The following is a 24142-nucleotide window of genomic DNA, read 5'->3' on the forward strand; positions in this document are numbered from 1 at the left end:
GGTATAAATATGACTCTGAGGTATCACGCTCATCGCTCCGTTCCTACCCGGCCGGTTGTCGCTGGCAGTCGGGAAAGGGGAGCGGGGATTGTCAGATGAGGCGGAGCTGACGGTCCTTGGGACGACGGGGCTCGGTCTCGCCGAACCGCTCGAACAAGCCGGGGTCGATGACGCCGAGGAACGGTGACGGAGCGCAGTCGCGTTCCGCGCCGTGCCGGGTGCGGCGGGCGGCGTGACTGACGTACAGGCGGTCCTGGGCCCGGGTCAGGCCGACGAAGAAGAGCCTGCGCTCCTCGGCCACCGCGTCCTCGTCGGGCGTCGAGCCCGGCCAGCGCAGCGGCAGCAGCCCGTCCTCGGCGCCGACCAGGAAGACCACCGGGAACTCCAGGCCCTTCGCGGCGTGCAGGGTGAGCAGCGTGACCGCCTCCGCGCGCGGGTCGAGCGCGTCGACCTCCGCGCCGGTGGCCAGCTGTGACAGGAACGTCTCCAGGTCGTCGCCGCAGCGTCGGGCCAGCGGGGTCAGCAGGTCCACCGCGGAGCGGACGTCCTCGGGACGGCCCGCGACGGCGCCGTCCAGGGTGGGCACGGCGAACCGCTCCGCCACGACCTGGCCGGCCAGCCGGACCCGGGCGGCCAACGAGCCCGCCAATCCGTCGGCGTGCCGCAGCTCGCGGGCGATGGCCGCCACCCCGGGCCGGTCCCGCAGCCGGTCGTGTGAGCGCTTCTGTACCGGAATGTTGGCCCGGGTCAGCGCGTCCACGATCGGCGCGGCCTGCGCGTCGGTGCGGTACAGCACGGCGATGTCGGAGAACGACAGGGAGGTCGACCGACCGTCGATCCGACCCGAGTCCAGCGACCGGTGGGACAGCCCGCCGACCAGATCGTCGACGGTACGGACCACGAAGTCGGCCTCCTCGGCGACGGACGCCGCGGGGTAGCGGCCGACCAGTGGCGCCTCCGGGTCGAGCCGGGCCGGGTCCAGCCGTCGGCCACGGACCAGCGAGGACGGCGCGATGGCCTGCACCGCAGCGGCCAGGATCGGTGCCGAGGAGCGGTAGTTGCGGTTGAGCCGGACCAACCGGGCGTCGGTGAAGTCCTGGGAGAAGCGCAGGAAGTAGCCGACGTCGGCGCCCCGGAACGAGTAGATCGCCTGGTCCGGGTCGCCGATCGCGCAGAGGTTGCCGTCGGCGGGGCTGAGCAGCCGCAGCAGCTCGTACTGCACGGCGTCAACGTCCTGGTACTCGTCGACGAAGATCCACCGCCAGCGGTCCCGGTACCGCCCGACCAGCTCCCGGTCGGCCCGTAGCAGCTCCACCGGCAGGCTCACCAGCTCGTCCAGGTCGACGAGGTCCTGCTTGCGCAGCAGTGCGATGTAGCTCGCGGGGTCGTCGCCGGCCTCCGACCGGGCCGCCGCCCGCTCGGCGTCGTCGGCGATCCGGAAGGCCGCCGGCAGGCCCGCCGCGTCGGCGTTCTCGCGCAGGATGGTCAGCCCCAGCGCGTGGAAGGTGCCCACGGTGACGTCCTCGGCGACCGGGCCGAGCAGACCGTCGAGGCGGTGCCGCAGCTCCTCGGCGGCCCGGCGGGTGAAGGTGATGGCCAGGCAGTGCTCGGGAAAGACGTTCAGCTCCGCGCAGAGGTACGCGATCCGGTGGGTCAGCGTCCGGGTCTTGCCGGTGCCCGGGCCGGCCACGATGAGCAGCGGGCCGCCGGGCGCGGAGGCGGCCACCCGCTGCATCGCGTCCAGCCGGTCCAGCAGGCCGGTGCCGACCTCCTCCATGCCCGCGAGCATCGGCTCGAACGGCTCGTGCGGTGACGGCGGTGACGCGATCGGCGGGGCGGGTGCTGGGGCGGTCTTGCGCTTCGGCTCCGCCTTCGTCGCCGCAGGGCGCTTCACCTTCGCCGCCGGCTCCGCGGGTCGCCGCTGCGCCGGCACCGGTACGTCGAACAGCGTCTCCTGAGCTGTGTCGGCACGGACACTCAGCTCCGCCGGGTCGAAGAGGGTGATCACTCCGTACTCGCCGTCGTAGCCCGGCACCCGGCGCACGTCGCCGCGCCGCAGCCGCCCGATGCCCTCCGCGAGCAGCTCACCGCCGGCCTGCGCGATGTCGGTCAACGGTGTCGTGGTCAGGATCTCCAGCTCGGGGCCGAGCGCGGCGAGCAACTCGTTGAGCCGTCCCTCGACCTTCTTCGACCGGGCGCCCACCTTGTTGATCTCGCCGAGGATCTCGGCCAACTGCACCAGGTGGGTGACCTCCCGAGCGTGCGCCGGCCGGTGCCCCTCCGCGCGGTCGGCCAACTCCTCGACCCGGCTGAGGACGCCTACGGTGAGCGGCTTGCCACACTCGGGGCAGCGTCCGCCGGCGGCCCTGGTCCGCTCCGGGGACCAGGTGACCCCGCACAGCCGGTGCCCGTCCGCGTGGTACTTGCCCTCCTCCGGGAAGAACTCGATGGTGCCGGCCAGACCGTCGCCGGTCCGCAGCGCCTCCCGGACGGCGAAGTAGTCCCGCTCGGCGGTCAGCACGGTCGCCTCGCGGCCCAGGGCCGGCGGGGAGTGCGCGTCCGAGTTGGAGACCAACTGGTAGCGGTCGAGGCTGCCGACCCGCCAGTTCATCGCCGGGTCGGAGGAGAGGCCGGTCTCCACGGCGAAGATGTGCTCGGCCAGGTCGGCGTAGCAGTCGGCGATCGCGTCGAAGCCGGACTTCGAGCCCAGCGCGGAGAACCACGGCGTCCAGATGTGCGCCGGGACCAGGTAGCCGTCCGGGCTCGCCTCGAGGGTGATCTCCAGCAGGTCCCGGGAGTCCAGGCCGAGGATCGGCCGACCGTCGGAGCCGAGGTTGCCGATCCGGCCGAGCGCGGCGTTGAACCGGGCCACCGCATCCAGGTCGGGCAGGTAGATCAGATGATGCACCTTGCGGGTCCGGTCGTCCCGCTTGTAGATGGTGGAGATCTCCACGCTCAGCATGAACCGGACCGGGTTCGCCTCCGCCGTGCTGGCGAGTCGAGGCGGCAGTCGGCGGGCGATGTCCCGTTCCGCCTCCGGGTCGAGCCGGTAGAGCCCCGGTTCGGCCGGGCGCAGTGTCTCCCGCAGGTGGTCGTACCAGGCGGGGTGGGTGAAGTCTCCGGTGCCGAGCAGGGCGATGCCCTTACGCCGGGCCCACCAGGCGAGGTTCGGCAGGGTGAGGTCGCGGCTGCACGCGCGCGAGTACTTCGAGTGGATGTGCAGGTCCGCGACGAATGGCGGTAGGCCACCGGGGGGTACGGCGCTGAACGGGGGCACGCCGCATCCTGTCACGCCCGCTGCGCCGGCCGCCTGCCGCCACGCGCGGACGTGACGTCCGCTATGCCGAGCGCAGCTCGACCAGGGTGATCTGCGGTTCGGCCCCGACCCGGACCGGCGGACCCCAGAAACCGGCGCCGTTGGTCACGTAGACCTTGGTGCCGTCGACCTCGCCCAGCCCGCTGACCACCGGCTGTTCGAGTCGGACGGCCAGGTTGAACGGCACCATCTGCCCGCCGTGGGTGTGCCCGGACAGTTGCAGGTCGACGCCGTACGTGGCCGCCTCGACCGCCGCCAACGGCTGGTGCGCGAGCAGGATCACCGGCCGGCTCGTGTCACGGTCACCGAGCGCGGCGGCGAAGTCCGGCCCGGCGGCGAGGCCGGTGCCCGTACCGGACAGGTCGTTCACGCCGGCCAGATCGAGCACGCCGCCCCGGGCCTGGATCTCCTGCCGCTTGTTCTGCAGCACCCGCAGGCCGAGCCGGTCCACCTCCTGGACCCACTCCTCCACCCCCGAGTAGTACTCGTGGTTGCCGGTGACGAAGAAGCTGCCGTAGCGGGAGCGCAGGTCGCGCAGCGGCGCGGCGGCCGAGCCCAACTCGGCGACCGAGCCGTCGACCAGGTCACCGACGACCGCCACCAGGTCGGCGTCGAGCCGGTTGATCGCGGCGACGATCCGCTCGGTGTGCGCACGGCCGCGCAGCGGGCCGAGGTGGATGTCGGAGACGGTCGCGATGCGCAGGCCGTCCATGCTGCGCGGGAGCTTTGCGAGCGGAATCCGCACCCGGTCCAGCTGGGGCGGGCCGAGTGCGGTGCGTACCCCGTACCCCGTGAGGCCGGTGGCGGTGAGGCCGGCGAAGATGGCGGCCCCGCGGGCCAGCAGCAGCCGGCGGGCCGGGTCGTGGTCCGGTGCCGCGACGGCGCCGGCGGCCGGCGGCTCGGTCGGCCCGGCGGCCCCGACCAGGACCGGCTCGGGCGCGGCGGTGGTCGGCTCGGCGGCGATCACCCGGCGGCGCAGCACCAGCCGGGTGACCAGCATCGGCACTTCCAGCACGACGAGCAGGACCAGCAGGTAGAACATCAGCGCGAGCCAGAGGTAGCCCGGCCAGGCCAGCCAGTAGAGCCCGGCCTGGGTCCCGGCGAGGGTGATCGGCACGAGCAGCGCCAGGACCAGGGCGGCCATCCCGCCGATCCGCCGCCAGCGGCCCGGCGTGGTGGTGTCCTGAACCAGCCGCTTCCACAGGTAGAGATGGATGAGACCGGTGATCAGCGCCAGGACGGCTACGAAACCCACAACCGCCATTATCTGTGCGCCTCCATCAGCCGCCCGCGAACGGGGGCAGGACATCGATCGTGGCCCCGCCCGGCAGGGGTGCCTGACGATCATGACAGGTCACACCGTCCACGAGGAAACTCGCCACCCGCAGTACGGCGGCGAGTTGGTCGCCGTGCCGCTGGGCCAGCTCGACGGTGAGGTCGTCGAGTGACCGGCCGGCGGGGGTGACCTCCTCGGCGCGGCCGGCGGCGGCGCGCGCGCCCGCGAAATAGCGGATGGTCAGCGGCGTCGGGTCCACGAGTCAGCCGCCGATCGCCGACATCGGGCGGGTCGGCTGGAGGAAGGTGGGGTCGTCGATGCCGTGCCCGGCGCGCTTGCCCCACATGGCGGTGCGCCAGCGTCGCGCCAGCTCGTCGTCCTCCGCCCCGCCGCGCAGCGCGGCACGCAGGTCGGACTCCTCGGTGGCGAAGAGGCAGGCGCGGACCTGGCCGTCGGCGGTCAGCCGGGTGCGGTCGCAGTCGCCGCAGAAGGGTCGGGTGACGCTGGCGATCACCCCGACCCGGGCCGGGCCACCGTTGACCAGCCAGGTCTCCGCCGGTGCCGCGCCGCGTTCGGTCGGGTCAGGGCTGAGGTCGAAGTGGGTACGCAGGGACGTCAGGATCTCCTCGGCGGTGACCATCGAGTTGCGGTCCCAACCGTGCTGGGCGTCCAGTGGCATCTGCTCGATGATCCGCAGTTGGTAGCCGTGGTCCAAGGCGAAGCGGAGCAGAGCCGGTGCGTCGCCGTCGTTGACGCCGCGCATCAGCACAGAATTGATCTTCACGGGGGCGAGCCCGGCGGCTGCGGCCCCGGCCAGCCCGGCGAGCACCGCGTCCAACCGGGGACGGCGGGTGAGTTGGGTGAACCGGGCCGGGTCCAGAGTGTCCAGCGAGACGTTGACCCGATCGAGGCCGGCAGTGCGCAGCGCCGGGGCGAGCCGATCCAGGCCGATGCCGTTGGTGGTGAGCGAGATCCGCGGGCGCGGCTCCAGCGCGGCGACCGCGGCCACGATGTCGAGCAGCCCGGGCCGGATCAGCGGCTCGCCGCCGGTGAACCGCACCTCGGTCACGTCGAGCCGCTCGACCGCCACCCGGACCAGACGGACGATCTCCTCGTCGGTGAGCAGCTCAGGGCCCGCCAGCCAGGGCAGACCCTCGGCCGGCATGCAGTAGGTGCAGCGCAGATTGCACTTGTCGGTGAGGGACACGCGCAGGTCCCGGGCGACGCGGCCGTACCGGTCGACGAGGACGCCGTCGGTCCGCGGGGCGACGCTCACCTGTCGACCGTAGCGCGCTCGGGCCGGCCGAGGGCGGCACGGGCGTTCTGGATGACCGCGTCCCGGTAACCGCCGCCGAAGAGCGCGGTGTGCACGAGCAGCAGGTGCAGCTGATGCAGCGGCAGTCGTGCCCGCCAGCCCTCGGTCAACGGCCAGCTCTCCCGATAGGCGGCCAGCACCCGGTCCAGGTGCGGGAGGCCGCCGAAGAGCGCCAGCTGGGCGAGGTCGGTCTCCCGGTGGCCGCCGTGCGCCGCCGGGTCGACCAACCATGCCCGGTCGTGGCCCCACAGCACGTTGCCCGGCCACAGGTCGCCGTGGATGCGGGCCGGTGGCTCGTCCCCGCCAAACTCGCCGACCCGACCGATCACCTGCTCGACCAGCTCGGCGTCAGCGCTGCTCAGTGCGCCTTCGTCGACCGATTGCCGCAGGTAGGGGACGAGTCGTCGTTCGGCGAACCATGTCGACCAGGGGCCGTCGTCGGGGGTGTTGTCCTGCGGGAGAGCCCCGATGAAACCGGGCCAGGTCGCACCGAAGGTTGGTGCGCCGGCCCGGTGCAGGCCGGCCAACTCCCGGCCGAAGCGCTCGGCCGCCTCCGGCGTCGGCTCGCCGGGCTCCACCCAGTCGAGCGCCAGCAGGTCGGGCAACGCCACGATCACCTCGGGTACGGCGACCGTGCCGGTCTCCCGCAGCCAGCGCAACCCGGCCGCCTCGGCGTCGAAGAAGCCCTCCGGTGCCGGCCGGCCGGCCCGCTCCGGCCAGGACTTGGCGAAGACCGAGTGACCGTCGTCCAGGGTGAGCCGGGCGGCGGCGCAGATGTCCCCACCGGCGACCGGCGTCTCCCGGATCCGCTGGTGGGTCAGGAACGTCGGCAGATGTGCTGGGTGCGCGCGCAGGTACGCCAGATCCATCAGCGCACGGTAACCGCTCCCCACGACACATCGGTGCCGCCCGAACACATCGGCTCGGTTCCCGGCGCCACAGGTCGCTTCCGAGTACGTCTTGGTACGCGGTGAGCAGGGACAACACGGTGAGTGACTGTGGATAACTCGCGTGTCGTCCACAGGGGCGGCGAAGCCGTACCACCGCGTCGCAGGCTCCCGGCATGACCTCGACCGAACGCCCCCGGCTCGCCGTCCGCTCACCCGCCGACCTGCTCGCCGCCGTGCCGTACCTGCTCGGCTTCCACCCCGCCGACAGTGTGGTCGCGGTGGCGCTGCGTGGACGGCAGATCATCTTCGCCGCCCGCGCCGACCTGCCCGATCCGTCGGCCGACCCGGTCGAGCGGGCCCAGCACCTGGCCGGGGTGATCCACCGGCAGGGCGCGGAGGCGGCGACCGTGGTCGGCTACGGGCCGCCCGACCGGGTGACGCCGAGCGTGGACGCGGTGCGCGCCGCCCTGACCGGCGCCGGGTTGGACGTGCTCGACGCGCTGCGGGTGACCGATGGTCGCTGGTGGTCCTACCTCTGCGCCGAGGCCGACTGCTGCCCGCCCGAGGGCCGGCGCTACGACCCGGCGGCCAACCCGGTGACCGCCTCGGCGGTCTTCGCTGGCCAGGTCGCGCTCCCCGACCGGGCCGCCCTTGCGGCACAGGTGTCGCCGGTGGACGGCCCGGCTCGGGACGCGCTGCGGGCGGCCACCGTCCGGGCCGAGCGGCGACTGACCGAGCTGGTCGAGCAGGCGCCTGCCAGCGATTTGCTCGGCGGCCGGGCGCTGCGCTCCGCCGGGGTGGCGGCGGTCCGCGAGGCGCAGCGCCGGCAGCGGCGCGGCGAGCGGCTCGACGACGACGAGGTGGCCTGGCTGAGCCTGCTGCTGACCCACCTGCCGATCCGCGACCACGCCTGGGAACGCACCGACGGTCGGGACCGGGACATCGCCCTCTGGACCGATGTGCTCCGCCGGGCGGATCCGGAGTTGACCGCCGCGCCTGGCGCGCTGCTGGCGTTCGCCGCCTGGCGGGCGGGGCAGGGGGCACTGGCCGCGGTCGCGCTGGAGCGTGCGTTGAGCCTGCACCCCGACTACTCGCTGGCCCTGCTCCTGGACGACCTGCTCCGACGCGGCGTGCCCCCTTCGGAGCTGGACGGCTGGCCGTCGGTCGGCCTGCCTGGCGTGGTCCGTCCCCGCAAGCGGGGCCGACGTGGCCGCCGCTGACCGGCAACGCCCAGCGCCCACCCCGGCCGGTAGCACCGCCGGTGCTACCAGTTTCGCTAGGCTTGTTGACATGACCGCGAAGCGTTCCGTCAGTCTCCCCGACGATGTCGCCGACTGGCTCGACCGGCAGCCCAACGTCTCGGCCGCGATCACCGCGGCGGTCCGGGCCCAGATGGCCGGCGCGCACCTCGACGAGGTGCTGCGGCGAGCCGGTATCGAGGTCACCGAGGCGGGCAAGGCGCGATGGCGGGGGCGGCTGGCGACGCCCATCCCGGCGGACGCCCTGGCTGAGGGGCGGCGGATGCTGGGTGACGCCGGATGAGTGATCGGATCGCGGCTGTGTTGGACGCGTCCGCGTTGACCGCCTACGCCGAGGGCAACGTTTCGGTGGGTGAGTTGATGGCGGAGGTCGCCGACGAGGGACGGCAGGTGGCCGTCCCCGCTGCCTGCCTGGCGGCCGCGTACGCGGGCACTGCCGACGAGGTCGGCGCCGCGCTGCTGGCCCTGCTGATGACCGCCCCGGTGGTCCGCCTGCTGCCACTCGACGCCGACGACGTCCGAGCCACGGGCATGCTGGCCCGCGCCGTCGACGGCGACATCTCGCTCGGCCACGCCGCCCGTGCGGCGCTCACCTACCGGGCGCACTACGCGACCGCGCAGCCCAAGGAGGCGGCGAAGGTACTGCCGGCCACGTGGAGCATTCTTGAACTTGACTGACGCGTCCGTCGAACGATGTACGCGTCTCTCCTGTCCACGGCCGACTCGGCGGAGCAGCCACCACCGGACAATGATCTCGTGTCCGAACTCCGTACCGGTACGACATGACCGTCGCGTTGCTGCTGTCGCTGGCCGGCCTGGCGTTGGTGGACAGCACCAGCATCGGCACCCTCTTCATCCCGGTCTGGTTGCTGCTCGCGCCTGGGCCGGTCAGCGTCCGGCGGATCCTGACCTATCTCGGGACGATCGCCGCCTTCTACCTCGCGGTCGGGCTGCTGCTCGTGTGGGGTGGCAGCAGGTTGGCGGACGTGCTGGGCGGGGCCACGGACAACCGCGGCGTGCTCTGGGCGCAACTCGTCCTGGGCGTGGCGCTTCTCGCGCTCAGCTTCCGCTACGACGGCAAACGGCGCACGCGTACCGGCGGCGTGCTGCGCTGGCGGGACCGGGCCACTGCGGGGGACTCCTCCGCTCGCTGGTTGGCCGGGCTCGCGCTGCTCGCCGCGCTGGCCGAGGTGGCGACCATGCTCCCGTACCTCGGCGCGGTGGGCCTGTTGGCCACCTCGGGGGTCCGCACGGCGACCGTGGTGGCCCTGCTCGCCGGATACTGCCTGGTCATGGTGTTGCCGGCGGTGCTGTTGCTGCTCGCCAGGGTGGCCCGCCCGGCGTTGGTCGAGCCGGTGCTGGCCCGGCTGAACGCCTGGATCATCACGAAGGCGGGCAGCGCGCTGGGCTGGCTCCTCGGCATCGTCGGGTTCCTGATCGCCCGCGACGCCGCAGCCCGGCTGGAGCTGTTCGACCTGCTCAACCGCTGACGATCCGCCCGCGTCAGGCCGGCTGCTCCACCGTGATCCGGTGCGCGCCGGCGTAGACGTTCATGGTCCGGCCGCGCAGGAACCCGACCAGTGTCATCCCGGCCTCGTCGGCCAGTTCCGCCGCGAGGGTGCTCGGGGCGGAGACCGCGGCCAGCAGCGGCAGCCCGGCCATCCACGCCTTCTGGGTCAGCTCGAAGCTGGCCCGGCCGGAGACCAGCAGCAGGTGCCCGGCCAGCGGCAGCCGGCGGTCCCGCACCGCCCAGCCGATCACCTTGTCCACGGCGTTGTGTCGGCCCACGTCCTCCCGGAGCACCACCAGCTCTCCGGCGGCGGTGAACAGTCCCGCCGCGTGCAGCCCGCCGGTCCGGTCGAAGCCGCGTTGGGCGGCGCGCAACTGGTCGGGCAGTTCGGCGAGGAGGGCGGCCGGCACGGTGAGCGGATCGGCCGCGACCGGGAACAGCGAGCGGGTGCGGACGGCGTCGATGCTGGCCTTACCGCAGACCCCACAGGAGCTGGTTGTGTAGAAGTTGCGGGACGGGTCGGTGGTCGGTTCCGGCACGCCGGGGGCGAGCACCACGTCCACCACGTTGTACGTGTTCGGCGTCTCCGCGCCGGCGCAGAGCTGCGCGGTGAGCACGTCGTCGGTCGACCGGATCAGCCCCTCGGTCAGCAGGAACCCGATGGCCAGGTCCAGGTCGTCCCCGGGCGTGCGCATGGTGACCGCGAGCGGCCGTCGCCGGCCGGGACCGGCCGCGCCGACCCGGATCTCCAGCGGCTCCTCCACGGCCAGGCTGTCCGGTCGGCGGACGGACCCACGCCCGTCGGCCACCGCGTCCAGGTCGATCCGGAGTACGCCCCGTCGGTCAGTCGCCCGTCCCATCCCGCCATCCTGCACCCCGCGCCGGTACGCCCGCACGGCCACCGGCCACCACCGGGCATTCGGCATCGGGCGTCGGAGGCGCTGCTGCACGGCATCCTGCGCCTGCAGGAGAAGATCGCCGCCACCGGCCACCGGCCACGGGGCACCGGGCAGCGGCACCGGCCACCGGGCTCGGGCAGCCGGCACCGGCCACCGGACCGGCGTCGGCACGGCTACCGTGGCCGGGTGGGGACGTACGCCGCCGTGGTGCTCGCGGGTGGGGCCGCCCGGCGGATGGGCGGGGTGGACAAGCCCGCGCTCCCGGTCGGCGGCCGGCCGATGCGTGACCGGGTGCTGGCCGCCGTTGCCGATGCCGCGCCGCGGGTACTGGTCGGCCCGGCCGACGCCGTCCCGGACGGGGTGCGGGTCACCCGGGAGGATCCGCCCGGCGGGGGACCGGTCGCCGCGACGGCGGCCGGGCTGGCGCTGCTCGACTCCGGTACGACACTTGTCGCGCTGCTCGCCGCCGACCTGCCGCTCCTCACCCGCGCCGCGATAGGCGAGCTGCTGACCCACCTCGCCCCGGCAGGCGGCACCAGCGCTCCCGCCCAGGAACCCGACGCCAGCCTGCCTGATGGGGCGTGCTTCGTCGACGCGGAAGGGCGGCGGCAGTCGCTCTGCGGGGTGTGGCGGGTCGCCGCGCTGCGGGCCGGGCTGGACCGGCTGGCGGCCGAGCGGGGCGGCACTCTGGCCGGGGCTCCCGTCCGGGCGCTGCTGGCCGACCTCGTCATCCGGGAGGTGCCCTGGTCCGGCGAGGGCCCGCCGCCCTGGTTCGACTGCGACACTGACGAGGACGTACGCCGGGCGGAGGAGTGGGCGCGATGACGGTGATGGACGACTGGGTCACGGCGGCCTGCGCCGAGTTGGACCTGGACCCGGCCCAGGTGCCCGTGCCGGCGGTGCTGGATCTGGCTCGCGACGTCGCCCACCAGGTGCTGAGGCCGGGGGCACCGGTTTCCGCGTACCTGCTCGGGCTGGCGGTGGGCCGGGGCGCCGACCCGGCGGACGCCGCGGCCCGGCTCAGCGCACTGGCGGGCAGTTGGCCGGTCGAGTTGGGCGCCGACCCTGCCGATCCGACAGCGTCCTGACCTTCGGGCGGCAGCCGGAGCAGGTGCTTCTCCGCACCCCGGCCGGGCCGCCGTTCGGGGGCGAAAGCACTGCCGCGCGATGCCGTTGTCCGATCCCGGTCCGGGCTGATCGGGCCGTCAGGCGACGTGGGTAGGGTGATCGTGACGGACGGAGGCGATCATGACGGCTGACCACCCCTCGGCGCCGGACGGTGAGCTGCCCGGCGGTACAGCCGAGCCGGCGGAGTCGATCCTGCTCGACGAGCCCAGCACCACAGACCTGCGGGCCAAGGTGACCGAGGCGTGGCGGGAGTTCGCCCGCGCGCTCGCCGTACGACTGCGGGAGTTGCCCGCCGACGCGCACCTTGAGCTGACCCTGGACCCCACCGCCTCCGGGACCGGGGACGCCGTCTACTCGATCAGTGTCGACGTGGACGGCGACGGCTCGTTCTCCGCCCGGGCGGTCGGCAACGCCACCCTGCCGCCGGGCTACCGGCTGGACCGCGCCGCGGTGGCGGACATGATCGCGCTCGGCTGGTCCCCGCCCGGGGTGGTGGCCGGCTCCGGCGGTTCCTTCGGGCTGGACGGTACGACGGCGGAGGCGGCCCGGATCGCCGCGCTGCTCGCCCGGACGCTGCGCGACGTCTACGGTGCCCCGCACCCGGCGTTCCTCGTCTACATCGTGCATGACGCCGAGGGCGAGCCACTGGCCGTGGAGCCGCTGGGCACCGCGCGCAGCGAGTTCGGCCCGGACGCCGACGTCGAGGGGGACCTGGAGGAGGCGCTGGCCGAGGCGGCTGCCTCGCAGGTCGAGCGGGACGACGTGCTCGACCTGGCCGATCGGGTCCGCACCGTGGTCTCCACCATGTTGAAGTCCGACAGCGACCGGTTGCAGGTCGACTCGGACGGGGACATCAACATCCGCGCCGGTTCGGCGATGGTCTTCGTCCGGGTGCGGGACAACCCGCCCCTGGTGGACGTCCTCTCCCCGGTGCTCACCGAGGTCGAGCCGACCGAGCGGCTCTACGTGAGGCTCTCCGAGCTGACCAACCGGATGCCGATCGGCCGCCTCTACTGCGCCGACGACACGGTCTGGGCGTCCATCCCGGTCTTCGGCCGCAACTTCCAGGCGACCCACCTCATGCTGGCGGTGCAGGTGATGACCGGGCTCGCCGACGAGTTGGACGACCGGCTGCACGGCGAGTTCGGCGGCAAGCGGTTCTTCAGCGAGGGCGACAAGCCGGTCCGCCGCGACGAGTCCGAGCACCGTACCGGCATGTACCTCTGAGCGCGGTTCAGGAGACGTCCAGCAGGGTCTTGCCGACTGTCGCGCGGGACTCGATGGCGGCGTGCGCGTCGGCGGCACGCTCCAGCGGGAAGCGCTGGCCGATCAGCGGTCGCAGCCGGCCGGCCGCCGCGTCCGCCAGCGCCTGATCGGTGTACGCCCGCATCCGCGCGGGCGGCACGTCCGGCCGGACCAGCGTGATCTGCCGGGCCGTGGCGTCCTCCGCCGACACCGGGGACCACTCGCCGCTGGCCAACCCGAAGCTGACCATGCGGCCACCCGGGGTCAGCAGCTCGAACGCCGTCCGGGCGACCGCCCCACCCACTCCGTCGAGCACCACGTCGACCCCGCCCACCGCGTCCCGGATCCGGTCGGCCCAGCCCGGCACGCGGTAGTCGACCGACAGTTCGGCACCCAGCCCGGGCAGCAGGTCCACCTTGCCCGGCCCACCGGCCACACCGATCACCCGCGCGCCGGCCCGGGCTGCGAGCTGCACCAGGAGGCTGCCCACGCCGCCCGCTGCCGCCTCCACCAGCACCCGGTCGCCGGGGCGGACGCCGACCGCGTCAACCAGCATGGTGGCGGTACGTCCGTCGGCCAGCAGCGCCACCGCGGCGTCCAGCGCCAGTCCGGCCGGCACCTCGAAGAGGGCGGACGCGTCCACCGCCGCGCGTTCGGCGTATCCGCCGGAGCCGCCGGTGGCGCTGACCACCCGCCGCCCGGTCAGTGCCGGGTCGACGTCCGGCCCGACGGCGGCGATCACCCCGCCGACACCGTTGCCGGGGATCAGCGGTGGCGTGACCCGGAACGGCCCGGGGCGGCCGGAGCGCAGCTGGGTCTCGATGAAGGTGATGTTCGCGTGCGCGACGTCGATCAGCACCTGGCCGGGGCCGGGTGTCGGGTCGGGTGCCGGGCCGGGTACCAGCGCTTCCGGCCCGCCGAACTCACGTAACCAGACTGCCCGCATGACATCCTCCTCGGCCGTGGTGGGTGGGCGTGGTGCCCACACGCCACGACCATCTCAACTCCTCAACCGGGCTTGAGGTCAAGGTCAACGGCTGGAGGGACCGACGCCGGGGGATTCGACCAGCCGGGAGAGCACGATGGTGCTCCGGGTGGAGGTCACGAACGACTCGGCGCGCAGCCGCTCCAGCGCGGCCTCCAGGTGGGCGATGTCGGCGGCGCGCAGATGCACGAGCGCGTCCGCCTCGCCGGAGACGGTGTACGCGCCGACCACCTCCGGGTGTCGGCGGGCGGCCACGCCGATCTGCGCCGGGGTGGTCCGGCCGGCGCAGAACAGCTCGACGAACGCCTCGGTGGTCCACCCGACGGCGGCCGGATCAACCACGGCCGTGAATCCCCTGATCACGCCGGTGGCGCGTAGCCGGTCGACGCGGCGCTTGACCGCCGGGGCAGAGAGTGACACCCGGGTGCCGATGTCGGCGTACGACGCACGGGCGTCGGCGACGAGCAACGCAATGATCCGCTGGTCTACCGCGTCTATCTGCAACGTTCCGCCTCTGGGAAGCAATGGTTGTGGCTGTTACCAAAGTTCAACGGTACCTACTCTTGGTGACCGTGAACCAGCAGCGAGTCCCGCGAAAGCGGACATATCTCTTGTGCTCGCCCGAGCACTTCGCGGTCGAGTACGCCATCAATCCGTGGATGGACGTGACCACCCCGGTCGACCGGGAGTTGGCCGTCAAGCAGTGGGACCGGCTGCGCGAGACGCTGGTCGCCCTCGGCCACGAGGTGCACCTGCTCGCCCCCGAGCGGGGCCTGCCCGACATGGTTTACGCCGCCAACGGTGCCTTCATGGTGGACGGCAGCGTGTACGGCGCGCGGTTCAAGCACGAGCAGCGGGCCGCCGAGGCCGCCGCGCACCGTGCCTTCCACGAGTCACAGGGCTGGCGCTTCATCGCCCCGAGTGAGACCAACGAGGGCGAGGGTGACTTCGCGTACGTGCCGGAGGCGCACGGGGGGCTCATCCTGGCCGGGCACGGCTTCCGCACCGAGTTGCCGGCGCATGCCGAGGCGCAGGAGGCGCTGGGCCGGCCGGTGGTGTCGCTGCGCCTGGTCGATCCCCGCTTCTACCACCTGGACGTGGCACTCGCCGCCATCGACGACTCGAACGTCGTCTACTTCCCCGGCGCGTTCTCCGCGGCCAGCCAGCGGGTGCTCACCCAGCTCTTCCCGGACGCGGTGATCGCCGACGACGAAGACGCCATGACGTTCGGGCTCAACCTGGTCAGCGACGGCGCGAACGTGGTGCTCAACAGCGAGGCCACCCGGCTGGCCGGCAAGCTCAAGGCCGCTGGCTACAACCCGGTCCCGGTCGAGTTGGCCGAGCTGAAGAAGGGCGGCGGCAGCGTGAAGTGCTGCATCGCCGAACTGCGGCACTGATCCGAACAACGTCGCGTACGTCAGGGGCCGACCTCCCGCCCGGGAGATCGGCCCCTGATCGCGCTCGGTGGGCGGTCAGCCCAGCGTGGCCAGCTCGTTGATCAGCACGTTCGACATGACCTGACCGTCGCGCTGCACCTCGCGCAGGTACCACTTCTGCTGCGGGGTACGCGGCTGGTTGAACTGCCAGATGCCGCGTGGGCTGTCAATCTGGCCGATCTTGCCCAGTGCCAGGTTGACCTGCTGCGAGTTGGGTTTCCCGCCGGTCAGCCGGATCGCCTGGTCGAGCACCTGCGCCGCGTCGTACGACGCCATGGCGTAGGTGGTCGGCGTGACCTGGTACTTCTTGCGGTAGGACGAGGCGAAGACCCGGTTGGACGTGTTGTTGAGGTCGGCCGAGTAGTTCAGGGCGGTCTGGATGCCCAGCCCGTCGTTCTTCAGGCTCTCCAGCACGGTGCCCTCGGTGAGGAAGCCGGGTGCGTAGACCGGTCCGGAGTACTCCTCGCGCAACTGCTTGATGAACTCCACCGCCGCCGCACCGGCGAAGAAGCAGAAGACCGCGGTCGGCTTCTTGGCCAGCGCCTTGTTGATGTCCGCGACGTAGGTGGACTTCCCCGGGTTGGGCGTGCCGTTGGTGTAGGTCACCGGGTCGGCGATCCGCGGGTCGGTGGCGCCGAACTCCTGCCGGAAGCCCCGCACCACGTCCGAGCTGCCGACGTTCTCCGGCATGATGATCGCGACGCGGCCGTTCGCCGGCAGCTTGTCACGAAGGTATCGGCCCAGCGCCCGGCCGGCCTCGTCCAGCACGTAGGAGGTCCGCCAGATGTAGAAGACGCTCTGCAGGCTGCTCGGTGAGGCGTTGGAGCCGATCAGCGGGACCCGGGCCTGCTCCACGGTGTCCCGGATGGCGACCATCACCGACGAGTTGACCACCCCGGTGAGCGCCAGCACGCCCTGCTTGAGCAGGTCGTCGACGGCTGCCTTGCCGCTCTTCGCGTCATCGCCCTCGTCGGCGGTCAGCAGGCTCACGGGGTGCCCGCCGAGCCGCTGGTCGTGCAGGTCGAGGAAGAGTTGGAAGCCGTTGGTGATGTCGTCGCCGATGCTCTTGAACCCGCCGGACTGCGGCGTGACCAGACCGATCTTGACCGGGCTCAGGTTGGCGGTCGGGTCGGCCTCGCTGTCGGAGCCGCACCCGGCGGCGAATCCGGTCGTACCGAGCGCGGCCAACAGTTGGAGCGCCCGCCTGCGATTCATCTGCGACACCGAGTTCCTTCCAGGAGCGTTGCAGGGCAGAACACGGCCCCTCCGGCGTTCTACCTGCTCCGCGACGCTGCGTCAATGGCTATTGATCATCGTGTAGGGACCGCAACACACCCAAAACCTGGGGCCAGGCCGGGGACTCTGGGTCTATCAGCCCGAAATGCTCGCATTCCGGCAGCTCAACAAGGGAGATATCGGATCCCGCCGCACGGGCTGCTGTGACAAAGTCCCGGCTCATCACCACCGGCACCTGTTGATCCGCCAAACCATGCAAAACTACTGTCCGTGTTCGGATCGGCACCAACATCCGTGGATCGGCCGCCGCGTACCGATCCGGGAACTGTGCCGGGCCGCCGCCCAGCAGCGCGGCCACCGCGCCCGAGTCCAGATCCCGCCGGTACGCCTCGGCCAGGTCGGCCACCGGGGCCAGGGCGAGCACTCCGCCCACCGTCGCCTGCGCGGTGGCCGCAACGTACAGCGCCAGCTGGCCGCCGGCGGAGTGACCGATGAGGATCGGCGCGGCCCGGGTCACTCGGTCGGGCAGCGCCTCGGCCGCCAACCCGGGCAGCGCGGCCACCCCGGTCAGCACATCGGTCAACGTCCCCGGCCAACCCCCGCCCGGCTGCCCGGTTCGCCGGTACTCAAGCTGCGCCACCGGGTACCCGCACGCGGCGAGCGCGGCGGCCAGCGGCCCGGTGTGCCGCCGGTCGTACTCGGCCCGCCAGAAGCCACCGTGCACCACGACGACCAGCGGTCGCGCCGGCCCGGCATTGGCCGGAAGCCGGAGGTCGGCGACCTGGTCCGGGTGGTCGCCGTACGCCACGGTCCGGTGCGGCTCCGGTGCGGGCCGGGTCAGCACGGCACGCGGGTCGGCAGGCATGGCGCGAACCGTAGCGCGCCCCGCCCGGGTGGTTCGGTCCCGGGAGTCGGTCCCGACCGGCATGGGTCGCGCTCGCTGGGTAAAGATGGACCCCATGACCGAAGCGCGCTCCGCTGGACAGAACGACGAGCCCGGCCCCGACGACTCCGGCCACTCCGGCACCGTGGTGGTGGTCGGCCCGGACGGACGGCCGATCGGCACGATGCAGACCGAGGAGGGGCAGGGCGAGGATCCGACCCGCCTGGTCGAACAGCCGGCCAAGGTGATGCGGATCGGCAGCATGATCAAGCAGTTGCTGGAGGAGGTCAAGGCCGCCCCGCTGGATGACGCCAGCCGCAACCGGATGCGCGAGATCCACCAGCGGTCCATCGTCGAGCTCAAGGACGGCCTGGCCCCCGAGCTGCGCGACGAGCTGGAGCGACTCTCGCTGCCCTTCACCGAGGACAAGGCCCCGAGCGAGAGTGAGCTGCGGATCGCGCACGCCCAGCTCGTCGGCTGGCTGGAGGGCCTGTTCCACGGCATCCAGGCGGCCCTGGTCGCCCAGCAGATGGCCGCCCGGGTCCAACTGGAGCAGATGCGCTCCGGCCGGCAGGCGCTGCCCAGCGGCCCCGGCGGGATCGTGCCCGGGATGCCGGGCATCGGCCAGCCGGCCGGTGGCGAGGGGCACAGCACCGGTCAGTACCTCTGACCTGCCGGGCCCCGGCCCGGTCAGTCCACCCCGAAGATCTTTTCCAGGTACGCCGCCACGCCGTCCTCGGAGTTCGCCGCGGTCACCTCGTCGGCGATCGCCAGGACGGCGCGGTGCGCGTTGGCCACCGCCACACCCCGCCCGGCCCAGGTCAGCATCGGCACGTCGTTGGGCATGTCGCCGAAGGCCAGCACGTCCGCCGCGGCCACGCCGAGCCGGTCGCAGTACCAGTCGAGCCCGGCCGCCTTGGTCACCCCGGCCGCGGAGATCTCCACCAACCCGGAGTTCGACGAGTGCGTCGCCTCGGCCAGCCCCGCCACCGCCACGGCGACCAGTTCGGCGAAGGCGTCCGGGTCCTGTTCGCCGGCCCGCACGAGCAGCTTCACCGCCGGGACGGACAGCAGTTCCTCCGGCGTTCGTACCGGCCGGATCGCCTCGTGGTCGGCGTCCCAGCGCAGCGGGTACCGCTCCTCGTGGCGCATCTCCCGGCTGTCCAGGATCTCCACCGCGAAGGCGATCCCGGGCACCTCGGCACGCAGCCGCTCAGCCACCTCGGCAAGGTGCTGCGGGGCGAGCGGGTCGGCGCGCAGCACCTCGTCGCGTACCGGGTCGTAGACCACGGCGCCGTTGGCGCATACCGCCGGCAGCGGCTCGGCCAGTTGCTCGTACACCAGCTTGAGCCAGCGGACCGGGCGGCCGGTGACCAGCACGACCGGCGTGCCCTGCGCGACGATCCGGGCCAGCACGTCGGCGGTGCGCGCGCTGACCGTGTGGTCGTCGCGGATCAACGTGCCGTCGATGTCGGTGGCGATCAGTCGTGGCGTCTCTTCCATCACCGGGACAGTAGCCGGTCCAGGTACACCGCCACCCCGTCGTCGTCGTTGCGGAGGGTCACCTCGTCGGCGGCGAGGCGGACGGTGGGGTGCGCGTTGGCCACCGCCACCCGGGACCAGCCGGCCCACCCGAACATCGGCAGGTCGTTGGGCATGTCACCGAAGACGAGCACGTCGGCCGGGTCGACCCCGAGGGTCTGCGCCACCACGGTCAGCCCGGTCGCCTTGTCGACGCCGGGCGGGCAGATCTCGATGAAGCCGAGCCCGGCCTGGGTGAGCGTGGCGACCTGCGGCGGGACGATCCGACGGGCCACCGCCAGCAGCTCGTCCACGTGGTGGTCGGCCGTCCGGGCGAACGCCTTGATCACGTCGCAGGAGAGGCACTCCGCGCGGCTGCGCGCCTCGAACCTGTCCTGGTACGGCCAGCTCGCGTGGTAGTCGCCCCAGAGCGGGGCGTCGTGCTCGTCGGACGCCTCGACCATGACGGTCAGCGGGCCGACCTCGGCCTCCAGGTCGGCGAGCAGCCGGGCCAGCACCTCACCGGCCAGCCGCTCATCACGGAGCACCACCGGGCCGGTCGGGTCGCTCTGGTCGACCACCCGCCCGCCGCCGGCCATCACCAGGAAGTCGGCGGCCCGGATGTCGTTGCGGGTCAGCTCGGTCAGCCGAGGGCCGCGTCCGGTCGCGCCAACCACCGGAATTCCGGCGGCCCGCACCCGGTCGAGCACCCCGTGGGTGTACGCGGAGACGGTCTCGTCGCTGCGGACCAGCGTCCCGTCGAGGTCGGTCGCGATCAGCTTGGGCAGTCCCGGGCGGGTCATCGTTCCTCCTTCGCCCGCCGCCGTCGCAGCCTGCCGTGCGGTACTGGTGCCGAGACCCGGCGTGACGGCGGGCAGCAACCGTATCTCGCGGAACGGGTCGCAACCATGGCTTCCAGGCGAATCGGGCGCCAACGGCCGGGGCACCGTCGGTGCCCCGGATCGCAGAAACACGCAGTGCGGGCGAGATCGCCCAACGGGGCCTCGGGGGACTGGACCCGTGCTGCTCAGCTCGGGGGTTCGGGGTGGGCGAACGGGACCGCCGAGGTGACCGTCAGGTCGGCCGGCGCGGGACGGCCGTCCTCGTCGATCGGGTCGGGGTCCCGGCGGCGGCGCCAGCCTCGTCCCGTCCCGTCGTCCCCAGCCCGGTCGCCCTCCGCCGGCCCGGCGTCTGGAGCGTCTGGAGCGTCCGGGGCGGCCGGTGCCAGCCGCAGCGCGACACCGAGCAGCACGCAGGCGACGAACGCCATCACCAGGCCGCGACCGTATTCGGCGCGGAATCCGTCCTGGGACGAGTAGAGGAGGCTCCGCTGAGCCGGGTCGTCGAGCGTCGCCACGGCGGCCACCAGCAGCGCCAGCAGGGCTCCGGCCAGGGTGAGCCCGGCCAACCGGGCGTTCGGCCGGACGGCCGCCGTGCCCCGCAGCGCCAGTGCCACGATGCAGACCAGACCGAGCAGCCCCACCAGGTAGCCGACCCCGAAACCGCCGACCTCGGACAACCCGGCGGGCACCTCGATCGCGGTGTTCCCGTCGGGTCCGCCATCCGGCACGGTCATCACGAGCCACTCGCCGACCAGCGAGGCGACCCCGGCCACCGCGCCGAGCCCAGCCAGCAGCAGGGGTACCCGCGGGTCACGGGTCAGGCCGGCCAGGGATCGGCCGAACCGACGCCGCGGGGCCGGCTCGACGGCACCCCACTCGATCACGGCAGGGCCGTCGGACCGGTCACCTTGCCGGGGGATCGGCAGCTCCTCGGACATCGGCCATCCTTCCGCCGGTCGCGGGCCTGGGCCGAATCATTTCACAGCCGGCGGATCGTGACGGGAATCGCAGGGCGGGCGTCGGTGCCGGTCGGTCGCCCGGCGGTCGCCTTTCCGCTAGCGTTCGGGTCATGCCAATCCGTACCGCATCCGCACAATGGCAGGGCAACCTCACCGAGGGCTCCGGCACCGTCCGCACCGGCAAGGGCGGCCTGTCGGGCAACTACTCCTTCAAGTCGCGCTTCGAGGAGGGCGAGGGCACCAACCCCGAGGAGCTGATCGCCGCCGCGCACTCCGGCTGCTTCTCGATGGCGTTCTCGAAGGCTCTCGCCGACGCCGGCTCGACGCCCACCTCGGTCGAGACCACGGCCAAGGTCCACCTGGACAAGACCGACGCCGGGATGACCGTGACCCGGATCGACCTGGAGACCGTCGGCCAGGTGCCGGGCATCGACGACGCGGAGTTCCAGAAGCTCGCCGAGGCCGCCAAGGCCAACTGCCCGATCTCCCGCCTGCTCTCGCCGGGCGCCGAGATCACCCTCACCGCCCGCCTGGCCTCCTGAACCGCCCGACACGTACGCCGTCCGTTCACGGAAGGAGTCGCCGCCCGATCCTCGGGCGGCCGCTCTCTCCGTGAACGCGCGGATCTCGATAGGGGTCGCGGATCGTGACCCGGATCGGCCGGTTCCCTCGGGCACAATGGGTGAGGTGCCAGTTGAGATGAACCGCGAGCGCTTCGAGGAACTGGTCGCCGACGCCCTCGACGAGGTGCCCGGGGAACTGCTCAACCTGATGAACAACGTGGTGATCCTGGTCGAGGACGACCCGCCGCGGGGCGAGCCCGACCTGCTCGGCCTGTACGAGGGGCACGCGCTCACCGACCGGGGCTGGGACTACGCGGGCGTGCTGCCGGACCGGATCTTCATCTACCGTCGCCCGATCCTGCGGATCTGCGACAACGACGAGGACGTCGTCGATGAGGTGGCGGTGACCGTCGTGCACGAGATCGCCCACCACTTCGGCATCGACGACGCGCGGCTACACGCGCTGGGCTGGGGCTGAGCCCGGCCCGTCCCGGCCGACCCGCCGCTCAGCCGATGCGTCATCTTGCTCGGGTCGCCTACCGTCGGTGCAGCGACCGCGACCCTTTCAGGAGGCACGTTTCATGCGCAGCGAGCTGTTCTCCTCGGAGAATCTCGAGAAGGAGTCCGCACAGGCCGGCATGCGGCTGCAGAACTCCAAGATGTTGAAGATCGAGCTCAACGGCGAGGCGATGGCCCGGGTCGGGTCGATGGTCGCCTACCAGGGGCAGGTGCAGTTCCAGGCGCTGGGCTCCGGCGGGCTCGGCAAGTTCCTCAAGCAGAAGCTCACCGGCGAGGGCGTCCCGCTGATGAAGGTCTCCGGCCAGGGTGACGTCTTCCTCGCCGAGCTGGCCAAGGACGTGCACATCATCGACCTGGAGCCGGGCGACGCTCTCTCCATCAACGGCTCCAGCGTGCTCGCCTTCGACTCGACCCTCCAGTACGACATCAGGATGGTCGGCGGCGCCGGGATGAGCTCCTCGTCCGGCCTGTTCAACTGCGTCTTCAGCGGGTACGGCCGGATCGCCATCACCACCAAGGGCACTCCGGTGGTGCTCAACGTGGACGCTCCGACCTACGTCGACCCGCAGGCCGCGGTCTGCTGGTCGGCCAACCTCCAGACCGGCTACCACCGGGCCGAGCAGCTCGGCCTCGGCACGCTGCTCGGCCGGCGCACCGGTGAGTCGTTCACGATGAGCTTCGCCGGTCAGGGCTTCGTGGTGGTGCAGCCGTCCGAGGAGCCACCGATCATGGGCAGCGGCGCGCAGCAGCAGGAGGGCGGCCTGCTCGGCGGTCTGCTGAGCTGACCACGTCGGCGTGGGCGCTCCCGGTCTGCGGGGCGCCCACACCGCTCGGTCAGCTCAACTCGCCGGTGCGCAGTCGGGCCAGCCAGGCCGCCGCGTCGGCGTAGTCGGCGTCGGAGAGGCCGGCCGGCGCGGGCACCGGCCGTTCGCCCGCCGCCTCGGCCCAGCGGTGCCGGGGGTACGAGCCCAGGAAACGCACGTCGGCACAGACCCGGCGCAGCCCCTGCAACGCCTCGCCCAGCCGTACGTCGGCCACGTGCCCGGTGCAGTCCAGGAAGAAGACGTACCGGCCCAGCGCCTCGCCGGTCGGGCGGGACTCGATCCGGGTGAGGTTGACCCCGCGGACGGCCAGCTCCATCAGCACCGAGAGCAGCGCGCCGACCCGGTCGTGCGCGATGTAGATCGCCAGCGAGGTGAGGTCGTCGCCGGTCGGCGGCGGAGGTGGCCCGGGACGGGAGACCAGCGCGAACCGGGTCACCGCGTCCGGGTGGTCGGCAATCTTGTCGGCGAGCACCGCGAGGCGGTGCCGGGTCGCCCCGATCGGCGCGCAGATCGCGGCGTCGTACTCGCCGGACCCGGCGCCGGCGGCGGCCGCGCCGTTGGAGAGCACGTCGACCACGACCGCGTCGGGCAGATGGTCGCGCAGCCAGCCCCGGCACTGGGTGGACGCCTGCGGATGGGCCGCCACGGTGCGGATCGAGCTCAGCGAGGTGCCCGGCCGGGCGCCGAGCACGAACTCCACCGGCAGGATCACCTCCCGGGTGATCACCAGAGGCTCGCCCTCGGCCATCTCGTCCAGGGTGACGCCGACCGCGCCGCCGATCGAGTTTTCCAATGGCACCAGCGCGGCGTCGGCGTCGCCGGCCCGGACGCAGTCCAGCGCCTCCCCGACACTGCGGGCAGGCGTGCGGCTGCCGCGCTCGGCAGCGGGGACGGTGCGCAGGGCCTGTTCGGCGAAGGTGCCCTCGGGACCGAGGTAGACGAAGCGCGTCGGCGGTGTTCCCGGCATACCGACCAGCCTACGCACCCGGCCCGACGGCCGGACCGGCGTCGCAGGCGAGCGTCCGGATCCCGGCCGGACCGGCGGCCCGTACCTCGATGGTGCACACGTCGGTGCCAGCGGTGACCAGCTCCGGCGCGTCGGGCCGGCCGCGGGTGACCACCTGAAGCTCCTCGTGCCCAGTCACCTCCAACACCGTGTACTGCCAGTCGGCGGCGCAGAGCGGCCCCGTGCGGACCTTGACCCGGACGTTGTCCGGGAGCACGGCGGCCCGGCCGCGCAGCAGTTGCACCACCCGCTGCCCGGTCGGCCCGTTCCGGCAGGCCGTCGCCACCAGCCCGGCGTCCGGCGTGGCCGTGACACCGCCGATCGGCGGTCCGGTCGGCGCGGTGGTGGGCACGGTGCTCGGGGTGCCGGTCGGGCCGGGTGCCGTCGAGGCTCCGTTGCCGGTCGGCAGGGCGGCCGGACCGCGCAGCTCGGGCGGGGCGCCGCAGCCGGCCAGCGCCCCGATCGCGAGCAGCGCGAGCGCCACCGGCAGGACGCGGGTCGCGGGTAGCGCACGGGTCACCGCCGGGTGG

27 protein-coding genes are annotated in these 24142 nt (G+C 72.8%); 12 read left to right on the top strand and 15 right to left on the bottom strand.

Features of this window, described 5'->3' with window-relative positions; all coding sequences use genetic code 11:
- Positions 1 to 91: 91 nt before the first annotated feature.
- The 5 genes from OG990_RS29810 to OG990_RS29830 all read right to left on the bottom strand — a co-directional run bounded on the left by OG990_RS29810 (position 92) and on the right by OG990_RS29830 (position 6776).
- Entirely contained in the window at positions 92 to 3277 is a 3186-nt protein-coding gene (locus OG990_RS29810) for a UvrD-helicase domain-containing protein (RefSeq protein WP_406077868.1), read from the bottom strand.
- A gap of 61 nt (positions 3278 to 3338) precedes the next feature.
- Complete coding sequence (locus tag OG990_RS29815) at positions 3339 to 4583, bottom strand: metallophosphoesterase (RefSeq protein WP_406081938.1); 1245 nt, start codon at positions 4581 to 4583, stop codon at positions 3339 to 3341.
- A 13-nt stretch (positions 4584 to 4596) separates the two neighbouring features.
- Positions 4597 to 4851, bottom strand: coding sequence for a MoaD/ThiS family protein (locus tag OG990_RS29820; RefSeq protein ID WP_355601214.1), 255 nt, complete (start codon positions 4849 to 4851; stop codon positions 4597 to 4599).
- Between the two features lie 3 nt (positions 4852 to 4854).
- On the bottom strand, positions 4855 to 5868 hold the full coding sequence (gene moaA, locus OG990_RS29825) for a GTP 3',8-cyclase MoaA (protein ID WP_406077869.1): 1014 nt from the start codon (positions 5866 to 5868) through the stop codon (positions 4855 to 4857).
- Positions 5865 to 6776: a fructosamine kinase family protein gene (locus OG990_RS29830; protein ID WP_406077870.1), complete on the bottom strand. Its 912-nt coding sequence runs from the start codon at positions 6774 to 6776 to the stop codon at positions 5865 to 5867. The genes moaA and OG990_RS29830 overlap by 4 nt, the downstream gene beginning before the upstream one ends.
- 194 nt (positions 6777 to 6970) lie before the next feature.
- On the opposite strand from OG990_RS29830, the gene OG990_RS29835 reads away from it, so the two are divergent.
- The 4 genes from OG990_RS29835 (at position 6971) to OG990_RS29850 (ending at position 9546) form a co-directional block, all read left to right on the top strand.
- Positions 6971 to 8017: a DUF4192 domain-containing protein gene (locus tag OG990_RS29835; protein ID WP_406077871.1), complete on the top strand. Its 1047-nt coding sequence runs from the start codon at positions 6971 to 6973 to the stop codon at positions 8015 to 8017.
- 70 nt (positions 8018 to 8087) lie between these two features.
- On the top strand, positions 8088 to 8339 hold the full coding sequence (locus OG990_RS29840) for a hypothetical protein (RefSeq protein WP_328421915.1): 252 nt from the start codon (positions 8088 to 8090) through the stop codon (positions 8337 to 8339).
- The gene (locus OG990_RS29845; protein ID WP_328421913.1) at positions 8336 to 8734 is read left to right on the top strand and encodes a hypothetical protein; all 399 of its coding nucleotides are present in this window, start codon (positions 8336 to 8338) and stop codon (positions 8732 to 8734) included. Before OG990_RS29840 ends, OG990_RS29845 begins: the two co-directional genes overlap by 4 nt.
- Positions 8735 to 8838: 104 nt before the next feature.
- Entirely contained in the window at positions 8839 to 9546 is a 708-nt protein-coding gene (locus OG990_RS29850) for a GAP family protein (protein ID WP_406077872.1), read from the top strand.
- Positions 9547 to 9559: 13 nt separating this feature from the next.
- Here the strand turns inward: OG990_RS29850 and fdhD are convergent, their stop codons facing one another.
- The gene (gene fdhD / locus OG990_RS29855; RefSeq protein ID WP_406081940.1) at positions 9560 to 10426 is read right to left on the bottom strand and encodes a formate dehydrogenase accessory sulfurtransferase FdhD; all 867 of its coding nucleotides are present in this window, start codon (positions 10424 to 10426) and stop codon (positions 9560 to 9562) included.
- A gap of 225 nt (positions 10427 to 10651) precedes the next feature.
- On the opposite strand from fdhD, the gene OG990_RS29860 reads away from it, so the two are divergent.
- From OG990_RS29860 to OG990_RS29870, 3 genes are all read left to right on the top strand, one after another.
- Positions 10652 to 11290, top strand: coding sequence for a molybdenum cofactor guanylyltransferase (locus OG990_RS29860; RefSeq protein ID WP_406077873.1), 639 nt, complete (start codon positions 10652 to 10654; stop codon positions 11288 to 11290).
- Positions 11287 to 11553, top strand: coding sequence for a DUF6457 domain-containing protein (locus OG990_RS29865; RefSeq protein ID WP_406077874.1), 267 nt, complete (start codon positions 11287 to 11289; stop codon positions 11551 to 11553). The genes OG990_RS29860 and OG990_RS29865 overlap by 4 nt, the downstream gene beginning before the upstream one ends.
- Positions 11554 to 11713: 160 nt before the next feature.
- Entirely contained in the window at positions 11714 to 12820 is a 1107-nt protein-coding gene (locus tag OG990_RS29870; RefSeq protein WP_386986334.1) for a T3SS (YopN, CesT) and YbjN peptide-binding chaperone 1, read from the top strand.
- A gap of 7 nt (positions 12821 to 12827) precedes the next feature.
- Here the strand turns inward: OG990_RS29870 and OG990_RS29875 are convergent, their stop codons facing one another.
- Positions 12828 to 13784: a zinc-binding dehydrogenase gene (locus tag OG990_RS29875; RefSeq protein WP_406077875.1), complete on the bottom strand. Its 957-nt coding sequence runs from the start codon at positions 13782 to 13784 to the stop codon at positions 12828 to 12830.
- 84 nt (positions 13785 to 13868) lie between these two features.
- Positions 13869 to 14327 carry an Lrp/AsnC family transcriptional regulator gene (locus OG990_RS29880; RefSeq protein ID WP_328421899.1) on the bottom strand — a complete coding sequence of 153 codons (459 nt, stop codon included), beginning with the start codon at positions 14325 to 14327 and terminating at the stop codon, positions 13869 to 13871.
- Between the two features lie 59 nt (positions 14328 to 14386).
- Between OG990_RS29880 and ddaH the strand changes: the two genes are divergently transcribed.
- Positions 14387 to 15220, top strand: a complete 834-nt coding sequence (gene ddaH / locus OG990_RS29885) for a dimethylargininase (RefSeq protein ID WP_406077876.1) — start codon at positions 14387 to 14389, stop codon at positions 15218 to 15220.
- 75 nt (positions 15221 to 15295) lie between these two features.
- Here ddaH and OG990_RS29890 read toward each other — a convergent pair whose 3' ends face one another.
- Both OG990_RS29890 and OG990_RS29895 read right to left on the bottom strand, forming a co-directional pair.
- Entirely contained in the window at positions 15296 to 16483 is a 1188-nt protein-coding gene (locus tag OG990_RS29890) for an ABC transporter substrate-binding protein (protein WP_406077877.1), read from the bottom strand.
- Between the two features lie 79 nt (positions 16484 to 16562).
- Entirely contained in the window at positions 16563 to 17360 is a 798-nt protein-coding gene (locus OG990_RS29895; protein WP_406077878.1) for an alpha/beta hydrolase family protein, read from the bottom strand.
- A gap of 85 nt (positions 17361 to 17445) precedes the next feature.
- Between OG990_RS29895 and OG990_RS29900 the strand changes: the two genes are divergently transcribed.
- Positions 17446 to 18048 carry a bacterial proteasome activator family protein gene (locus tag OG990_RS29900; protein WP_328421891.1) on the top strand — a complete coding sequence of 201 codons (603 nt, stop codon included), beginning with the start codon at positions 17446 to 17448 and terminating at the stop codon, positions 18046 to 18048.
- 20 nt (positions 18049 to 18068) lie between these two features.
- Here OG990_RS29900 and OG990_RS29905 read toward each other — a convergent pair whose 3' ends face one another.
- The 3 genes from OG990_RS29905 to OG990_RS29915 all read right to left on the bottom strand — a co-directional run bounded on the left by OG990_RS29905 (position 18069) and on the right by OG990_RS29915 (position 20679).
- Complete coding sequence (locus OG990_RS29905; protein ID WP_328421889.1) at positions 18069 to 18881, bottom strand: HAD family hydrolase; 813 nt, start codon at positions 18879 to 18881, stop codon at positions 18069 to 18071.
- Positions 18881 to 19702 (bottom strand): HAD family hydrolase, encoded by an 822-nt coding sequence (locus OG990_RS29910; RefSeq protein ID WP_328421887.1) that lies wholly within the window; start codon positions 19700 to 19702, stop codon positions 18881 to 18883. Before OG990_RS29910 ends, OG990_RS29905 begins: the two co-directional genes overlap by 1 nt.
- 224 nt (positions 19703 to 19926) lie before the next feature.
- Positions 19927 to 20679: a hypothetical protein gene (locus OG990_RS29915; protein ID WP_406077880.1), complete on the bottom strand. Its 753-nt coding sequence runs from the start codon at positions 20677 to 20679 to the stop codon at positions 19927 to 19929.
- A gap of 131 nt (positions 20680 to 20810) precedes the next feature.
- On the opposite strand from OG990_RS29915, the gene OG990_RS29920 reads away from it, so the two are divergent.
- The 3 genes from OG990_RS29920 (at position 20811) to OG990_RS29930 (ending at position 22567) form a co-directional block, all read left to right on the top strand.
- On the top strand, positions 20811 to 21242 hold the full coding sequence (locus tag OG990_RS29920) for an OsmC family protein (RefSeq protein WP_328421883.1): 432 nt from the start codon (positions 20811 to 20813) through the stop codon (positions 21240 to 21242).
- A 136-nt stretch (positions 21243 to 21378) separates the two neighbouring features.
- A complete protein-coding gene (locus tag OG990_RS29925) occupies positions 21379 to 21741 on the top strand; it encodes a metallopeptidase family protein (RefSeq protein ID WP_355601243.1) in 363 nt (120 codons plus the stop codon).
- Positions 21742 to 21844: 103 nt separating this feature from the next.
- Positions 21845 to 22567: an AIM24 family protein gene (locus OG990_RS29930; RefSeq protein WP_328421879.1), complete on the top strand. Its 723-nt coding sequence runs from the start codon at positions 21845 to 21847 to the stop codon at positions 22565 to 22567.
- Between the two features lie 49 nt (positions 22568 to 22616).
- On the opposite strand, the gene pheA is transcribed toward OG990_RS29930, so the two are convergent.
- Together pheA and OG990_RS29940 are read right to left on the bottom strand one after the other, a co-directional pair.
- Positions 22617 to 23573 carry a prephenate dehydratase gene (gene pheA, locus OG990_RS29935; RefSeq protein WP_406077881.1) on the bottom strand — a complete coding sequence of 319 codons (957 nt, stop codon included), beginning with the start codon at positions 23571 to 23573 and terminating at the stop codon, positions 22617 to 22619.
- A gap of 10 nt (positions 23574 to 23583) precedes the next feature.
- The gene (locus tag OG990_RS29940) at positions 23584 to 24102 is read right to left on the bottom strand and encodes a hypothetical protein (protein WP_355601362.1); all 519 of its coding nucleotides are present in this window, start codon (positions 24100 to 24102) and stop codon (positions 23584 to 23586) included.
- Positions 24103 to 24142 lie beyond the last annotated feature (40 nt).

The organism is Micromonospora sp. NBC_00858 (assembly GCF_045207365.1).
GTDB lineage: Bacteria > Actinomycetota > Actinomycetes > Mycobacteriales > Micromonosporaceae > Micromonospora.

Excerpts from the sequence above, each read along its gene's own strand:
- OG990_RS29830 (WP_406077870.1), bottom strand. The coding sequence starts at position 6,776 with ATGGATCTGGCGTACCTGCGCGCGCACCCAGCACATCTGCCGACGTTC.
- OG990_RS29835 (WP_406077871.1), top strand. The coding sequence starts at position 6,971 with ATGACCTCGACCGAACGCCCCCGGCTCGCCGTCCGCTCACCCGCCGAC.
- OG990_RS29840 (WP_328421915.1), top strand. The coding sequence starts at position 8,088 with ATGACCGCGAAGCGTTCCGTCAGTCTCCCCGACGATGTCGCCGACTGG.
- OG990_RS29845 (WP_328421913.1), top strand. The coding sequence starts at position 8,336 with ATGAGTGATCGGATCGCGGCTGTGTTGGACGCGTCCGCGTTGACCGCC.
- OG990_RS29850 (WP_406077872.1), top strand. The coding sequence starts at position 8,839 with ATGACCGTCGCGTTGCTGCTGTCGCTGGCCGGCCTGGCGTTGGTGGAC.
- fdhD (WP_406081940.1), bottom strand. The coding sequence starts at position 10,426 with ATGGGACGGGCGACTGACCGACGGGGCGTACTCCGGATCGACCTGGAC.
- OG990_RS29865 (WP_406077874.1), top strand. The coding sequence starts at position 11,287 with ATGACGGTGATGGACGACTGGGTCACGGCGGCCTGCGCCGAGTTGGAC.
- OG990_RS29870 (WP_386986334.1), top strand. The coding sequence starts at position 11,714 with ATGACGGCTGACCACCCCTCGGCGCCGGACGGTGAGCTGCCCGGCGGT.
- OG990_RS29875 (WP_406077875.1), bottom strand. The coding sequence starts at position 13,784 with ATGCGGGCAGTCTGGTTACGTGAGTTCGGCGGGCCGGAAGCGCTGGTA.
- OG990_RS29895 (WP_406077878.1), bottom strand. The coding sequence starts at position 17,360 with ATGCCTGCCGACCCGCGTGCCGTGCTGACCCGGCCCGCACCGGAGCCG.
- OG990_RS29900 (WP_328421891.1), top strand. The coding sequence starts at position 17,446 with ATGGACCCCATGACCGAAGCGCGCTCCGCTGGACAGAACGACGAGCCC.
- OG990_RS29905 (WP_328421889.1), bottom strand. The coding sequence starts at position 18,881 with ATGGAAGAGACGCCACGACTGATCGCCACCGACATCGACGGCACGTTG.
- OG990_RS29910 (WP_328421887.1), bottom strand. The coding sequence starts at position 19,702 with ATGACCCGCCCGGGACTGCCCAAGCTGATCGCGACCGACCTCGACGGG.
- OG990_RS29915 (WP_406077880.1), bottom strand. The coding sequence starts at position 20,679 with ATGTCCGAGGAGCTGCCGATCCCCCGGCAAGGTGACCGGTCCGACGGC.
- OG990_RS29920 (WP_328421883.1), top strand. The coding sequence starts at position 20,811 with ATGCCAATCCGTACCGCATCCGCACAATGGCAGGGCAACCTCACCGAG.
- OG990_RS29925 (WP_355601243.1), top strand. The coding sequence starts at position 21,379 with ATGGGTGAGGTGCCAGTTGAGATGAACCGCGAGCGCTTCGAGGAACTG.
- OG990_RS29930 (WP_328421879.1), top strand. The coding sequence starts at position 21,845 with ATGCGCAGCGAGCTGTTCTCCTCGGAGAATCTCGAGAAGGAGTCCGCA.
- pheA (WP_406077881.1), bottom strand. The coding sequence starts at position 23,573 with ATGCCGGGAACACCGCCGACGCGCTTCGTCTACCTCGGTCCCGAGGGC.